A 14,413-nucleotide genomic window follows, 5' to 3' on the forward strand; every position below is an offset into this window, starting at 1 on the left:
AACGCTCCTTTTGCACGCGTGTTACGTGACAAAGCAAAAGGAGAACGCCAATGTGGAAGCCAATACTGACAGCCTCCGTCGTAGCCATGGCCCTTGCGGGCCCCGTTGCCGCCAAACCCAACTGCCCTCCGGGGCTGGCAAAGAAGGCCGTGCCTTGCGTGCCACCTGGCCAGGCGAAGAAACATTCGGGCTATGACCGTGACCGGTACGACGGGTATCGCCGGGGCGACATCATCGACGGCGATTATATCGTCATCCGCGATCCGGGCCGCTACGGGCTGGACCCCTATGGCACCTATTACCGCGTCGGCGATCAGGTTCTGCGCGTCGATCGCGAGACCCGCGAAGTGCTGGATCTCATCGGGGCGGCGGCACGGGTTTTGAATTAAGAACGGCGCCCAATTTCTTGAAATTGCTGGCCTTCAAGGGCTGACCGATACGCTCGGTCGCCCAACCGCGCCGGTGACATAGCCTTCACACCGCGCCAGCCCTTCAGCCAGCATGACCTGGCCATCGGCGCCCCGAGGCAGGTCGCGCCACGCTGACACCCAGCCGTCGTAAAGCCTGTTTCCCGCCGTTTCCCCGTGAAACGCCTGCACACGCGCGCGCATCTCGGCGGCCCGGGCGCGCAAATCGGCCTCGAACGCGGCATCGCCGTCGCCAACCTCCAGCACGGCAAAAAGCCCACCGCAGAAACAGGGCTCTTCGGCAAACCCGCAATCCGGCCCGGCCTGCGCCCACGCCCCGCAGGGCAGCATCAGCCCCAACAGGACAAAGGCAAACCGCCTCACTCCGCGGCGACCTTCCGCGCCGCCAACATGTCTTTTAGATAGCGCCCGGTATGGCTGCGCTCGACTTCGGCCACGTCCTCAGGGGTGCCCACCGCGACGATCTCCCCACCGCCATCGCCGCCCTCGGGGCCGATATCCACGATCCAGTCGGCGGTTTTCACCACGTCCAGATTGTGCTCGATCACCACGACCGTATTGCCACTTTCCACAAGTTCATGAAGCACTTCCAGCAGCTTCTTCACGTCCTCGAAATGCAGGCCCGTGGTCGGCTCATCGAGAATATAGAGCGTCCGGCCCGTGGACCGCTTGGCCAGTTCCTTCGACAGCTTCACGCGCTGCGCCTCGCCGCCCGACAGCGTCGTCGCCTGCTGGCCCACCTTGATATAGCCCAGCCCCACACGCATCAGCGCATCCATCTTTTCGCGGATGCTCGGCACCGCCTTGAAGAACTCCTGCGCATCCTCGACCGTCATATCAAGAACGTCCGCTATGCTCTTGCCTTTCCACTGGATTTCCAGCGTCTCCCGGTTGTAACGAGCACCGTTGCAGGTCTCGCAGGTGACATAGACGTCCGGCAGGAAATGCATCTCGATCTTGATGACCCCATCGCCCTGGCACGCCTCGCAGCGCCCGCCCTTGACGTTGAAGGAAAACCGCCCAGGCTTGTAGCCGCGCGCCTTGGCCTCGGGCAGCCCGGCAAACCAGTCGCGGATCGGCGTGAAAGCCCCGGTGTAGGTCGCGGGGTTCGAGCGCGGCGTGCGTCCGATGGGACGCTGGTCGATGTCGATGACCTTGTCCAGATGCTCCAGCCCCTTGATCGTCTCGCAAGGCGCGGGCGTCTGCCGCGCGCCGTTCAGCCGCATCGAGGCCGTCTTGAACAGCGTCTCGATGGTCAGGGTGGACTTGCCGCCCCCAGACACACCCGTCACGCAGACGAACTTGCCCAACGGAAATTCGGCATCCACGTTTTTCAGGTTGTTCCCCGTGGCCTTGACGATCTTGATCTGCTTGCCATTGCCCTTGCGCCGCTCCGCCGGGACGGAAATTTCGCGTAGCCCCGACAGGTACTGCCCGGTAATCGAGTTCTTGTCCGCCGCAACCGCCTCGGGCTTGCCATGGCTGACTACGTCGCCGCCATGCACCCCTGCACCGGGACCGATATCAAAGACATAGTCGGCGGTGCGAATGGCCTCCTCGTCATGCTCCACCACAATCACGGTATTGCCCTGGTCGCGCAGGTTCTGGAGTGTCTGCAGCAACCGCCCGTTGTCCCGTTGGTGCAACCCGATGGACGGCTCGTCCAGAACATAGAGCACGCCCGTCAGGCCAGACCCGATCTGGCTGGCCAACCGGATACGCTGGCTCTCGCCACCCGAAAGCGTCCCTGCATTCCGGCTCAGCGTCAGGTACTCGAGGCCGACGTTGTTCAGGAAGCCCAGCCGCTCGCGAATCTCCTTCAGGATCGCCCGCGCGATCTCGTTCTTCTGCTGCGTCAGCGCCTCCGGCACGGTCTCGCACCAATCGAACGCCTCGCGGATCGACATCTGCACCACCTGCCCGATATGGCGCAGGTCGTCGGGCTTGCCGATCTTCACCGCCAGCGCCTCTTCCCGCAGGCGATAGCCGCCGCAGGTGCCGCAGGGCCGGTTGTTCTGATACCGCTCGAACTCCTCGCGAATCCAGCTGCTGTCCGTCTCGCGATAGCGCCGCTCCATGTTCGGGATCACCCCTTCGAACACGCGGGACACCTGGTACACCCGCCCGCCCTCGTCATAGCGGAACTGGATCTCCTCGTCGCCCGAACCGTGCAGGAACACCTGCTTCACATGCGCCGGCAGGTCGCGCCACGGCGTATTCGCATCAAATTCGTAATGTCGCGCGATGGCCTCGATGGTCTGCAGGAAATAGGGCGACTTGCCTTTCCGCCACGGCGCCAGCGCACCGTCATAAAGCTTCAGCGCCGCATCCGGCACCACGAGTTGTTCATCAAAGAACAGCTCCATCCCCAGACCGTCACAATCCGGGCAGGCCCCGAACGGCGCGTTGAACGAAAACAGCCGCGGCTCGATCTCGGGGATGGTGAAGCCGCTGACGGGACAGGCAAAATTCTCGGAAAACGTCGTGCGTTCCGGCTCGCCCTCCTTCGGCGCGGTCTCGAAGATCGCGATCCCGTCGGCCAGGTCCAGCGCGGTGCGGAAACTGTCGGCAAGCCGCGTGCCGATCCCGTCCTTCACCACGATCCGGTCGACCACCACGTCGATGTCATGGCGGAACTTCTTGTCCAGCGTCGGCGGCTCGTCGAGGTCATAGAAGGTGCCGTCCACCTTCACACGCTGAAACCCCTGCTTGCGCAGTTCCAGGAACTCCTTGCGATACTCGCCCTTGCGGTCTCTTACGATGGGCGCCAGCAGGAAGGCCCTCGTGCCCTCCTCCATCGCCAGCACCCGGTCGACCATGTCCTGCACCTGCTGCGCCTCGATGGGCTTGCCGGTAGCAGGGCTATAGGGCGTGCCGACCCGCGCGAACAGAAGCCGCAGGTAATCGTAGATCTCGGTCACCGTGCCGACGGTCGAGCGGGGGTTCTTGCTGGTCGTCTTCTGCTCGATCGAAATCGCCGGGGACAGACCGCTGATATGATCCACGTCCGGCTTTTCCATCATGTCCAGGAACTGCCGCGCATAGGCCGACAGGCTTTCGACATAGCGCCGCTGCCCCTCGGCATAGATCGTGTCAAAGGCAAGCGACGACTTGCCCGAGCCCGACAGCCCGGTGATCACCACAAGCTCGTTGCGCGGAATGTCCACGTCGATGTTCTTGAGGTTATGCTCGCGCGCACCCCGTACTTCGATGTTCTTCAGCTCGGCCATACTGCCCCCGGTGTCTCACTCGTTGACAGATAGTTTACGGCGCCCCCTCTTCCAAGGGGAAAAACGGAACACAACAGGAACACGTGTCACCGGCTGTCAGCAGTGCCTGCTTTATCCACAGTTTATTTGCACATCACTTTCGCGCCAGCGCCCAGGAACAGATCGGAAAGGCCGGGTCATTGTCCAGGTTGTCGCGCTCCGGGTCATATTCCGGTGGCCAATTCTCGCCCAGGTTCCGCAGTCCGGCCAGCCGGTTGCCCCATTGCTCGGACCGGATCCTGTCTTCCTCGAACCCGGCCTCGATCAGCAGGTTCTTCAGCCCACGTGCCGTCCAGCGCGAGCAATCCACCGGGTCGCCGTGATACGGGATGAAGAACGGCACCGCGACCCAGAAATACCCGCCGGGGCGCAGCATCTCCAGCACATGGCGCGTCGCGGCATAGGGCCGGTCCAGATGCTCCCAAACCTGGTTGGCCAGCACGATATCGAACTGCCGCACGGTGCCCGCCTCGTCGGTATAGGGCCCGGCGCAAATGTCATGGGCCGGAAAGCGGAACCGTTCATAGCTCTTGAACTCGTAACGGCGGCCATGCTTGCCCGACACCTCGGCGGCCTCCATCTCGGCAAGGTTCATGTCCTCGAACCATTTCCGGGAACTTTGGTACATCACGATACGATTGAGGCTCGCCATTCCGCTACACTTTCATGGTCATCGACAAGCGCACCATCTCAGAAGCGGCCCGATGCGAAAAGCCCCGCACCGCTTCCTCTGGCCGGAAATATCCCAGGGGTGTGGGGGACTGGTCCCCCACTGGCCTGCGTGGCCCGAACGCGATCCGAACCTGCGCGCCGCAGGCGCTCGATTCAGTAGTGCACCGCCCGCCCATAGGCATCCAGCACGCTTTCATGCATCATCTCGCTCAGCGTCGGGTGCGGGAAGACAGTGTGCATCAGGTCCTCTTCCGTGGTCTCCAGCTGCCGGCCCACGACATAGCCCTGGATCAGCTCGGTCACTTCCGCGCCGACCATATGCGCGCCCAGAAGCTCGCCCGTCTTGGCATCGAACACCGTCTTGATCATGCCTTCCGCCTCGCCCAGGGCGATGGCCTTGCCGTTGCCGATGAAGGGAAAGTTGCCGATCTTCACCTCGTATCCCGCCTCCTTGGCCTTGGCCTCGGTCAGGCCGACGCTGGCCACCTGCGGGTGGCAATAGGTACAGCCGGCGATGCTGTCCGGGCGCACCGGGTGCGGATGCCCGCCCGCGGCCAGCTCGGCCACCATCACGCCCTCGTGGCTCGCCTTGTGCGCCAGCCAGGGCGCGCCGGCCAGATCGCCGATGGCATAGACCCCCTCGACACCGGTGCGGCAATATTCGTCCACCACCACGTGGCTCCGGTCCACCTTGATGCCCAGATCTTCCAGCCCGAGATTCTCGGTATTGCCGACGATCCCCACGGCGGAAATCACCGTGTCGAACTCCAGCTTCTCGGTCTTGCCGCCCTTCTCCACATGCGCGGTCACCTTGCCCTTGGCACGGTCCAGCTGCTTGACCGTGGTCTTTTCCATGATCTTCATGCCCTGCTTCTCGAACTGCTTCTTGGCAAAGCCCGAGATCGCGGCATCCTCGACAGGCAGGATGCGGTCCATCACCTCGACCACCGTCGTCTCGGCGCCCAGCGTGTTGTAGAAGCTGGCGAACTCGATCCCGATCGCACCCGAGCCGATGACCAGCAGCTTTTTCGGCATCCGCGGCGGCTTCAGCGCGTGCTTGTAGGTCCACACGAGATCGCCATCGGCCTCCAGCCCGGGCAGTTCGCGCGCCCGCGCGCCGGTGGCCAGAACGATGGTCTTGGCGGTCAGTTCCTCGCTGCCTTTCTCGGTCTTGACCGAAACCTTGTCCTTGGCCGTCAGCCTGGCCTCGCCCATGATCGTGGTGATCTTGTTTTTCTTCATCAGGTGACCGACGCCCGAGGTCAGCTGCTTGGCCACGTCGCGCGACCGCTTGACCACCGCGTCAAGGTCATAGTCGATCTTCTCGGCTTTCAGGCCGAATTCCTTGGCCCGGTGCATCAGGTGAAACACCTCGGACGAGCGCAACATCGCCTTGGTCGGGATGCAGCCCCAGTTCAGACAGATCCCGCCCAGGTGCTCACGCTCGACCACGGCCACCTTCAGGCCCAGTTGCGCGCCCCGGATGGCGGCCACATAGCCCCCCGGCCCTGCCCCGATTACGATCATGTCATAGGATTGCGCGGCCATGCGATGCTCCGTTTCCCGGTGTGTCCAAAATATAGTTTGATATTAAACTATCTTGCGGCCCACCACAACGCGGCAAAGCCTGCCCGCAACAAGATGCCACGGGCCGGCCCGGTTTGTCCATGTTTTCCAAGGAGTCACGCGCCAGGCGTCAGGCGGCGGCGGCGTCCTGCAACTCGCGCACCACGCCGCCATACCCGCCCTTCTTCATGAAGGTCTTCTCGGCGTCCGAGCTCGTGCGCCCCAGCACCTCGTTGCGATACGGAAAGCGGCCGAAGCTGCGGATCACCTCGCGGTGGGCGCGCGCATGCAGCAGGTTGCCCTCGCCGTCCTCGGGCATCCGCTCACAGATCAGCCGCACGCAGCGATCCTGGTCGCACAGGTTCTCGGAATGCATCAACGGCAGGTAGAAGAATTGCCGCGCAGGCACGTCAATGCGCGTGTCCCAGCCCTTGTTGATCGCGGCCTTCGCGGCTGCCAGCCCGAACTTGTCGGTGGCAAAGGCTTGCGCGTCGTCCCGGAACATGTTGCGCGGAAACTGGTCCATCAGGATGATATAGGCCAGCGTGCCGCTGGGATAGGTCAGCCACAGGCCGTTGGTGCCGTCGCAGGCGCGCCGATAGGCATCGAGAAACCTTTCGCGCACCGTCTCGTCCAGATCGTCGGATGCCTCGTACCAACCCTTCGGCCCGACCTCGTCGAGCCAGAAACTCAATATATCTTCGGGCGCTGTCATCCTATCCTCCCGTAATGGGCAGCACGCATATGTAACAGGTTAACGACATGAACCGCCGCATGGACAGTAAAGAATTGCAACAACGGCAACCTTTCGTGACATTCTCCTGCCTGTGCCGTGCATATGTGCAATCTCATGCGGCCTGTCCATCCTCGGCATTTTCCTCCGCCGCTTCCATGGCGACTTCCTGCGCATAGGTCACGGCCATGGGCGACGCGTTCGGCATGACGGCGGTATATCTTTCGGTCTCCTCCGCCGAGGGCGCGGCCCGCTGTGTCATCCGGTACGCGGCATAGGCCGCCATCAGCGTGCACAGCGTGGCGATATGCAGGAAGTATCCGCTCGGCCCCACCACGCCCATGATCCAGCCTGTGATGATCGGGCCAAAGACAGCGCCCAGCCCGTTGATGAACACCATGCCCCCCGCGGCGGCGGCCATGTCGTCGGACCCGAGAAAGTCGTTGGTATAGGCGATCAGCAGCGAATAGAGCGGGTTCGACATGCCCCCCACCAGGAAGGCTGCCACCAGCAACAGCCAGAACACGCCACCCAGCGCCATGCCGATCACCGCGCCAAGCGCAGAGATGGCCGCCGCGATCAGGATCAAAAGGCGTCGGTCCATCCGGTCCGACAGCCAGCCCAGCGGGTACTGCACCAGCATCGCCCCCACATAGAACGTCGCCACGAAGGTCGAGATTTGCCCCACGGTCAGCCCCGCCTCGGCGCCATAGACCGCCGCCATGCCGAACTGCGCCGCAAAGACCCCGCCCAGCAGGAACATGCCGACACAACCCAGCGGCGAGATCTTCATGATCTCGCGCAGCGTCATCGGCTTGGTGGTGTCGAAGGCCGGCGTCGGGCTGATCGACAGCAGAATGGGCGCGAAGGACAACGAGATCAAAACCGACGGAATGATGAACAGCACGAAACCGCCCGGATCGGCGGTCAGCATCAGCGCCTGCGCGCTGACGATGCCGACCATCTGCACGATCATGTAAAGCGACAGCGCCTTGCCGCGGTTGTCGTTCGTGGCAGCGTTGTTCAGCCAGCTTTCGGCCGTCACGTACACGCCGGAAAAGCAGAACCCGATCAACACGCGCCCCACGCCCCAGGCCCAGGGGTTGGCGAAGGCCGGGTACAGGATCATCACCGCCGAGATCATCGAGGCCAGCGCCGCGAAGACCCGCACATGCCCCACCCGCCGGATCATCTCCGGCGCCATGCGCGAGCCGAACAGAAAGCCCAGGAAATAACCCGACATCACCAGCGACATTTCCAGCGTCGAGAAGCCTTCCATCTGGCCGCGCACACCCAGGAGCGTGCCCTGCATGCCGTTGCCGACCTGCAAGAGCATCATGCCCAGCAACAGGGCCCAGGCGCTGGAAAGAACGGAAAACATGCAGAGGCTCCAATAACTTTGTGCCCGTCTAGCCGGGCGGCCGACGGCGGGTCTGGCTCAAACGCGACTCGTTCCGTCGCTGGTGCAGGCCTTGCCAGTGTTTGGGCCAGTTTTCAACACGCGCCGCGTCCACGCCGCCTGCGCATGGGCGGACGTCCGCGCGATGGCCTGCATGGGCGCTCAGCGGTCGGTGTCGTCGCGCTCGCCCTCGGTGCCGGCGGGCGCGGTGGCGCCGGCCTGCAAATCGGCAAGTGTCGCGCGTTCCAGCTCTTCCTTGGACAGCCCCGTAAGCACACGAAAGACCCACAGCTTGACCGGCTCGCGCTTGAGGGCAAGGTTGGCGGCAAAGACGATAGCTGCACAGACAAGCCCCTCGATCACGTAGTTCAGGATCAACAGCGCCGCACTGGTGATCAGCCCCACCCACATGACGCGGTTGACGAATCCGGGCACCTTGCTGAGTTTCATTCTGTCCTCCTCCCGTCATGCGGCACCAGCAGAGACGAATCCCCGTAGGAGAAGAATCGGTACTCATTCTGGATCGCGTGGGTGTAGATATCCTTAATGCGGTCCGGCCCCATCAGGGCGCTGACCAGCATCATTAACGTGCTTTTGGGCAGGTGGAAATTGGTCATCAGCGCATCCGTGACCCGGAACTCGAAACCGGGATAGATGAAGATGTCCGTCTCCCCCCGCCACGCCGAGATCGCGCCACCGCGCGCGGCACTCTCGATCAGGCGCAGCGCGGTCGTCCCAACCGGGATGATCCGCCCGCCCACCGCCTTCGTCGCGGCGATCTCGGCAGCGGCGGCCTCGCCGACCTCGCCCCATTCGGCATGCATCCGGTGGGTCGTCACGTCCTCCACCTTGACCGGCAGAAACGTGCCCGCCCCGACATGCAACGTCACTTCGGTGAAGGCCACGCCCTGCGCCGCCAGCTTCGCGAGCAGGTCGTCGTCGAAATGCAGGCTGGCGGTGGGGGCCGCGACGGCGCCGGTCTCCTTGGCAAAGACGGTCTGATAGTCGTCCCGGTCGCGGTCGTCGGCGGCGCGCTTGCTGGCGATATAGGGCGGCAGAGGCATCGCGCCCGCCGCGTTGAGCGCGGCGTCGAAATCTTCCCCGGACAGGTTGAAACGCAGCACGCCCTGCCCGTCCTCCTTGTCCAGCAGCGTCGCCTCCAGCCCCGCGCCAAAGCGCACCAACTCGCCGGTCCGCAGCTTCTTCAGCGGCTTGATCATCGCCCGCCAGTCGCCCTCCGGTGTGGCGTCCAGCAGCGTCGCCTCGATCCGCGCCTCGGTCTCGCCCTGTGCACTGTCGCGCCGCCGCAGCCCCGACAGCCGCGCGGGGATGACCTTGGTGTTGTTCAGGACCAGCCGGTCGCCGGGGCGCAGGTACAGGCCCAGGTCATAGACCCGCGCGTCGGTGATGGTCTCGCCCTGGGCCACCAGCAGCCGCGCCGACGGTCTCGGCCTTGCGGGCCGGGTCGCGATCAGCGTCTCGGGCAGGTCGAAATCGAAATCCGACAGCTTCATCGGCCGGCTTCACGATTGTTGAAGTCGCGCACGCGCGGGCTGGACTGCGGCGCCTGCGACTGCGGCCTGTCGGTGCCGCCCTGCGTGCCTTGCTGATCACCCTGCGCGGGCCGTGTCGATTGCGGCAGTTCCGGCGCCGGCCGGCGGAACAACTCGCGGAACATGCCCGGCGTGAAGGCCGAAAGCGGGTTGACGCTGACCCGCGGACTGCGCGCCGGACCCTTGAGCGTGTAGTTGAACCCGAACAGCCCCTCGCCCCGCCGGGTGAACAGCCCGCCCACGGCGTTGACCAGGTAAACCGGCGAAATCACCCCTGCATGTCCATCTGCCCGCTTTCAAGATAGTAGTACCCGTCCATCGTGATCCCCATCGCGGCGCCCACCGCGCTGCTGGAATAAAGCGTTACGCGCTCGGGCGAAAGCTGGAACCGCGCTTCGAGCAGTTCGAAATGGATGCCCTCGCCGCCCAGTTGCTCCAGAAGGCCCACGACGGTCAGCGCATTCAGGAGCGCCGCCATCGAAGGCGCATCCTTCAGGCGCATCGCGCCCTTTGCGGTCAGCTTGCCCTCGTAGACACCGGGCCCCTTGCCCGGCACCAGCGTCACGTCCAGCTTGCCGTTGCGGGCGCCCTTGATCAGCCCCGCCGACACCAGCACCCCGGCGGCATCCTCGGCCTGTATGCGAAAGGCGCTGCGCCCGCCTTGCGGGATCACGCGGCCCGTGATCGGCGTCTGGCCGTTGACCCGGCCGGTAAAGCTGCCGTCAGCCCCGCGCGACATGTCCAGATCGGCGCGGAAATCGGTCAGCGCGATGCCATCGGATATCTGCAATCGGTCGAGTGCCAGCGACACCGGCCCGCCGCGCCGCGCCCCCTGCTGCGCCGCGCCGCCACCATCGCCGCCCAGCGAGGTCTGGCGCAAATCCACCGACCCGCCCTGCACGCGCACCGCCGGCGTCACGCCCGCTCCGCGCCCGACCAGTTGCACCGGCGCGCTCAGCCAGCTGCCGACCTGCACCTGCGAGAACGAGGCCCGGTCCAGCTGTCCGTTGTCGCGCAGGCTGACCGCCCCACGGGCGTTAAGCCCCGCGGCGGCAATCTCCAGCCGGTCGATCGAGGGCGGCTCACCCAGCCGCCCCGACGCCTCCAGCCGCCCCGTGCCGCCCTGCGACAGCGCCCAATCCAGCTGTGGCACGCGCAACCCCACCCCGGCCAGGTTGGAGCTGAGGCGGAACACCCCCGGCGCACCTTTCTCGAAATCGATCTCCATGTCGGCCCGACCCGCGCCCGACACGCTGCCCGGCGGCAGGCCGATGCCGAACTCTTCGGCAAAACGCTCGGACAGCTCGATCCAGCCGCGCACCGTGCTGGTATTGCCGCCGGGGCTGATATCGGTCTCGAACCGCCCGTCGAAAGGCACCTGCCCGATCCGGCCCGCGCCCGCCACGCTCAGCACATCGTCGGCAATCGCCACGTCCAGCGCCGCCGCCGAAAGGACCTTGCCGGGCACCAGAACCTCGCTGCGCACGTCGCGCAGGGTGCCACCCACGTCAAAGTCCACGTCCTGCACCGTCAGCTTGTCCAGAAGGCGCAGATCCAGCACGCCGGCCAGTTCCGCCATCCCGTCGGCCAGCGTCACCTCGCGCCCGGCCTTGGTCAGAAATTGCAGGGGCGGCTCGTCCAGCAGCGACAGCGCCGCGGTGATCGTGCTGCGCGTGCGCAACCTCACTTGCGCCGGCGTGCGTTTCACCGTCACGTCGGGGATGTCGAAGCTGGTGCCGGTGATGTCCACCCGTCCACCCTGCGGCGCCGTCACATGCCCACCCAGTGCCGACACCACAAAGCGGTTGTCCATCAGCGAGGCGTGCCCATGCGCGTCCTCGATCACCGGGAAGTCGCGGATGAACTGCGTGCTGAAATTCTCGAAATCGAACCCCAGAAAGAAATCCGGGCGGCGCTTCGGCAGGCTGCGCAGGGCAAGCTGGATATTCTGCAGGTCCGCGCTGCGGATATTCTTCGTTATCCAGTCGCGGGTCTTCACCTCCAGCCGTTCCGGCCAAAGCTGCATCAGCCGGTCGGGGTTGATCCGGTCCATGTGGCCGTCCAGCGTCACGTCCCAGCCTTCGGGCTCGGCCCGCGCCTCGCCGCTGAACCGCAGCACCTCGTCCTGGTCCGACAGGCTCAGCTCACCCAGGCTCAGCACGAAAGGCTTCAGCCGCAGGCGCATGTCCATGCGCGCGCCCTGAAGCGTGATCGCCTCGACATAAAGGTCCATCGGGTTGGCCACCACCTCCGACAGGCCGACCTGCAGCAGGATCTCCTTGGGCCAGCCGTTCTCCACCCCCACCAGATAGGCATGCCCCGAAGCGCTGGTCTTGACCCACTTGCTGTCGATCGACAGCTCGCTGAAGCTGATGCGGTGTTCGGACGGATCGTAGGTGAAATAGCTGCGCACCGAGTCGAAGGCGATCGGCTCGGTCGCGTCGTTGGGCCTGACCGCGCCCTTGCCGATCTGCAGCGTGGCATTGAGCGGCCCCAACTGGCCCGCCGCGTCGAGCGAGGCCCGCAAGGCCCCCGAAATCGGCGCGTCGATCGCATCGAGCCAGGCCAGCGCGGGCGATTGCCCCGCCACGTCGCGCGCCGGCATGTCCTCGAAGCTCAGGCCAAGTTCGGATTCCGCCGTGCCCAGCCGCCCGGTATAGTTCAGCGCCAACGTTGTGGCGAAATCGCGCGCGCCGATCAGCGCGAAATCCCCGCGCAGGCGGATATCGTCGCCCTCGCGCGTGACCTCCAGCCGCCCGCCATCGGCGGTCCACGCGCGCTCGGTGCGCTCGTCCTCGTAGCGCAGAGAGACGTTGGTGGCCTCGATCCGGGAAAGCGCCTGAAAGGCCGGCCGGTTCAGGATATCGTCCAGCCGCTCGGCCAGCGTGGCCACCGTCACCGGCTCGCGCGTGGTCGCCTGATCGTCGCCCAGCGTCACGCCGACCTCGCCCGCCCCGGTGCGGCGAAAGCTCAGTTGCGCCCCCGAAAGCCGGATCGCGCTTGGCTGAACCTTGCCCTGCAAAAGCGCCCCCATGTTAACCGTGCCCTGCACGTCCGACAGGCTGGCGATGGGCAGGCCGGTCTCGTCCCGGACCAACACGTCGCGCAGCCAGAGGCGCGGCACCCAGCCTTCCTCGACCACCACCGCCATGTCCCCGAAATGCAGTGACACGCCGTCGACCGCGGCATTGACCTCGCGCGTCACGCGCTCGCGCACCCATTCCGGCGCCGATATGCGCGTCCCGACCAGCGCCATCACCGCAACACTCAGCCCCAGGCACAGCACGAGCACCAGACCGGCGCTCCATAGGCCGAACCGTTTCAGGCGTTTGCCACGCGGTTTTGTCTGCGCTGTGTCGCTCATTTTCCCGTTACTGCGCGTTGGCCGCGCTTTTGTCTGCTCCCACGGCTTTATTCTTGCCGCTTGAGCGTTAATTTGGAACTCACTTTTTACTCATGGGAGAATCCCGCATGATCGAGACTGGCCAACCGGCCCCGGATTTCGCCTTGCCCCGCGACGGCGGCGACCTTGTCACCCTGTCCGACCAGCGCCCCGCGCCGGTGGTCCTTTACTTCTACCCGAAGGACGACACGCCCGGCTGCACCAAGGAGGCCATCGCCTTTACTGGCCTCGTCGAGGACTTCGACGCGGTCGGCGCCAAAATCTTTGGTATTTCCAAGGATACCGTGGCCAAGCACGACAAGTTCCGCGACAAGCATCAGCTGGGCATTCCCCTTCTCTCTGACGCTGATACGCATGTGTGCGAGGATTACGGCGCCTGGAAAGAGAAAAAGATGTACGGCAAGACCTTCATGGGGATCGAACGCACCACCGTGCTGATCGACCAGGACGGCATGATCGCGCGGATCTGGCCCAAGGTGAAGGTCGACGGCCACGCCGAAGAGGTGCTGGACGCGGTGCGCGCGCTTTGACGGCCCAAAGCCTTGCCGAGATGGCCGTCGAGGTGCTGACCACGGCCGACGGCCGCGCAAAGACCGCACTGTCGCGGCGCCATGCCGAGACCTGGTTCGCCGCCCGCGCGGCCGGGCGGGACCTGCCCGTGGGCCAGGCGGCGCCGCCGCCGCGCCCGGCGCGCCCCGACCTGCCGCGCCTGCTCGACCCGCGCGACGTGCCGCGCCGCCGCCCCGGAACCGCGCCCGGGCGGCTGGCGATTCTGCACGCCGTGGCGCATATCGAACTGAACGCGGTGGACCTGCACTGGGACATCATCGCGCGCTTCACGGACGTGAAGATGCCCATCGGCTTCTACGACGACTGGGTGAAGTCGGCCGACGAGGAATCCAAGCATTTCAACCTCGTATGCGACTGCCTCGAAGCGAAGGACAGCCATTACGGCGCACTCGACGCCCATGCCGGCATGTGGCGCGCCGCCGAGGACACGGCCGACGATTTCATGGGCCGTCTGGCCGTGGTGCCCATGGTGCTGGAGGCCCGCGGCCTCGACGTGACGCCCGGCATGATCGACCTCTTCCGGAACGCCGGCGAGGACCGGACCGTCGAGGCGCTCAAGGTCATCTACGCCGAGGAAGTGGGCCATGTCGCCTATGGCTCCAAGTGGTTCCATTTCCTTTGCGGGCGACACGACATGGATCCGAAAGAGACGTTTCACGATCTTGTCCGCCGCTATTTCCACGGCGCGCTCAAACCGCCCTTCAACGAGGAAAAACGCGCCGAGGCCGGCCTGCCGCCAGACTTCTATTGGCCCCTGGCAGAGCGCAAAACAGGGTCCTGAAAGCGCATTCGTGCCATCAAGCCCTTATAAATCGGCAAT

General features: G+C 65.0%; 13 protein-coding genes. 3 read left to right on the forward strand and 10 right to left on the reverse strand.

Features of this window, described 5'->3' with window-relative positions; genetic code table 11:
* The first annotated feature begins 50 nt into the window (after positions 1 to 50).
* A complete protein-coding gene (locus ACSQ76_RS13030) occupies positions 51 to 389 on the forward strand; it encodes an excinuclease ABC subunit A (protein ID WP_306128889.1) in 339 nt (112 codons plus the stop codon).
* A gap of 33 nt (positions 390 to 422) precedes the next feature.
* Here the strand turns inward: ACSQ76_RS13030 and ACSQ76_RS13035 are convergent, their stop codons facing one another.
* The 10 genes from ACSQ76_RS13035 to ACSQ76_RS13080 all read right to left on the reverse strand — a co-directional run bounded on the left by ACSQ76_RS13035 (position 423) and on the right by ACSQ76_RS13080 (position 12,984).
* The gene (locus ACSQ76_RS13035; RefSeq protein WP_437156918.1) at positions 423 to 791 is read right to left on the reverse strand and encodes a hypothetical protein; all 369 of its coding nucleotides are present in this window, start codon (positions 789 to 791) and stop codon (positions 423 to 425) included.
* The gene (gene uvrA, locus ACSQ76_RS13040; protein WP_437156919.1) at positions 788 to 3,658 is read right to left on the reverse strand and encodes an excinuclease ABC subunit UvrA; all 2,871 of its coding nucleotides are present in this window, start codon (positions 3,656 to 3,658) and stop codon (positions 788 to 790) included. The genes ACSQ76_RS13035 and uvrA overlap by 4 nt, the downstream gene beginning before the upstream one ends.
* 133 nt (positions 3,659 to 3,791) lie before the next feature.
* Entirely contained in the window at positions 3,792 to 4,349 is a 558-nt protein-coding gene (locus ACSQ76_RS13045) for a class I SAM-dependent methyltransferase (RefSeq protein WP_437156920.1), read from the reverse strand.
* Positions 4,350 to 4,522: 173 nt separating this feature from the next.
* Positions 4,523 to 5,917, reverse strand: coding sequence for a dihydrolipoyl dehydrogenase (lpdA, locus tag ACSQ76_RS13050; RefSeq protein WP_437156921.1), 1,395 nt, complete (start codon positions 5,915 to 5,917; stop codon positions 4,523 to 4,525).
* Between the two features lie 148 nt (positions 5,918 to 6,065).
* The gene (locus tag ACSQ76_RS13055; protein ID WP_437156922.1) at positions 6,066 to 6,650 is read right to left on the reverse strand and encodes a DUF924 family protein; all 585 of its coding nucleotides are present in this window, start codon (positions 6,648 to 6,650) and stop codon (positions 6,066 to 6,068) included.
* A 133-nt stretch (positions 6,651 to 6,783) separates the two neighbouring features.
* Positions 6,784 to 8,049 carry an MFS transporter gene (locus ACSQ76_RS13060; protein ID WP_437156923.1) on the reverse strand — a complete coding sequence of 422 codons (1,266 nt, stop codon included), beginning with the start codon at positions 8,047 to 8,049 and terminating at the stop codon, positions 6,784 to 6,786.
* A 180-nt stretch (positions 8,050 to 8,229) separates the two neighbouring features.
* A complete protein-coding gene (locus ACSQ76_RS13065; RefSeq protein WP_437156924.1) occupies positions 8,230 to 8,517 on the reverse strand; it encodes a hypothetical protein in 288 nt (95 codons plus the stop codon).
* Positions 8,514 to 9,581, reverse strand: coding sequence for a tRNA preQ1(34) S-adenosylmethionine ribosyltransferase-isomerase QueA (gene queA / locus ACSQ76_RS13070; protein ID WP_437156925.1), 1,068 nt, complete (start codon positions 9,579 to 9,581; stop codon positions 8,514 to 8,516). The genes ACSQ76_RS13065 and queA overlap by 4 nt, the downstream gene beginning before the upstream one ends.
* Positions 9,578 to 9,892, reverse strand: coding sequence for a hypothetical protein (locus ACSQ76_RS13075; RefSeq protein ID WP_437156926.1), 315 nt, complete (start codon positions 9,890 to 9,892; stop codon positions 9,578 to 9,580). The genes queA and ACSQ76_RS13075 overlap by 4 nt, the downstream gene beginning before the upstream one ends.
* The gene (locus ACSQ76_RS13080) at positions 9,889 to 12,984 is read right to left on the reverse strand and encodes a hypothetical protein (protein WP_437156927.1); all 3,096 of its coding nucleotides are present in this window, start codon (positions 12,982 to 12,984) and stop codon (positions 9,889 to 9,891) included. The genes ACSQ76_RS13075 and ACSQ76_RS13080 overlap by 4 nt, the downstream gene beginning before the upstream one ends.
* A gap of 107 nt (positions 12,985 to 13,091) precedes the next feature.
* Between ACSQ76_RS13080 and ACSQ76_RS13085 the strand changes: the two genes are divergently transcribed.
* Positions 13,092 to 13,553 (forward strand): peroxiredoxin, encoded by a 462-nt coding sequence (locus ACSQ76_RS13085; RefSeq protein WP_437156928.1) that lies wholly within the window; start codon positions 13,092 to 13,094, stop codon positions 13,551 to 13,553.
* 20 nt (positions 13,554 to 13,573) lie between these two features.
* On the forward strand, positions 13,574 to 14,374 hold the full coding sequence (locus ACSQ76_RS13090) for a ferritin-like domain-containing protein (RefSeq protein WP_437158203.1): 801 nt from the start codon (positions 13,574 to 13,576) through the stop codon (positions 14,372 to 14,374).
* Positions 14,375 to 14,413: the final 39 nt, after the last annotated feature.

The sequence above is a fragment of the Roseovarius sp. B08 genome, assembly GCF_051417955.1.
Taxonomy (GTDB): domain Bacteria; phylum Pseudomonadota; class Alphaproteobacteria; order Rhodobacterales; family Rhodobacteraceae; genus Roseovarius.

Excerpts from the sequence above, each read along its gene's own strand:
- ACSQ76_RS13030 (WP_306128889.1), top strand. The coding sequence starts at position 51 with ATGTGGAAGCCAATACTGACAGCCTCCGTCGTAGCCATGGCCCTTGCG.
- uvrA (WP_437156919.1), bottom strand. The coding sequence starts at position 3,658 with ATGGCCGAGCTGAAGAACATCGAAGTACGGGGTGCGCGCGAGCATAAC.
- ACSQ76_RS13045 (WP_437156920.1), bottom strand. The coding sequence starts at position 4,349 with ATGGCGAGCCTCAATCGTATCGTGATGTACCAAAGTTCCCGGAAATGG.
- lpdA (WP_437156921.1), bottom strand. The coding sequence starts at position 5,917 with ATGGCCGCGCAATCCTATGACATGATCGTAATCGGGGCAGGGCCGGGG.
- ACSQ76_RS13055 (WP_437156922.1), bottom strand. The coding sequence starts at position 6,650 with ATGACAGCGCCCGAAGATATATTGAGTTTCTGGCTCGACGAGGTCGGG.
- ACSQ76_RS13060 (WP_437156923.1), bottom strand. The coding sequence starts at position 8,049 with ATGTTTTCCGTTCTTTCCAGCGCCTGGGCCCTGTTGCTGGGCATGATG.
- ACSQ76_RS13065 (WP_437156924.1), bottom strand. The coding sequence starts at position 8,517 with ATGAAACTCAGCAAGGTGCCCGGATTCGTCAACCGCGTCATGTGGGTG.
- queA (WP_437156925.1), bottom strand. The coding sequence starts at position 9,581 with ATGAAGCTGTCGGATTTCGATTTCGACCTGCCCGAGACGCTGATCGCG.
- ACSQ76_RS13080 (WP_437156927.1), bottom strand. The coding sequence starts at position 12,984 with ATGAGCGACACAGCGCAGACAAAACCGCGTGGCAAACGCCTGAAACGG.
- ACSQ76_RS13085 (WP_437156928.1), top strand. The coding sequence starts at position 13,092 with ATGATCGAGACTGGCCAACCGGCCCCGGATTTCGCCTTGCCCCGCGAC.
- ACSQ76_RS13090 (WP_437158203.1), top strand. The coding sequence starts at position 13,574 with ATGGCCGTCGAGGTGCTGACCACGGCCGACGGCCGCGCAAAGACCGCA.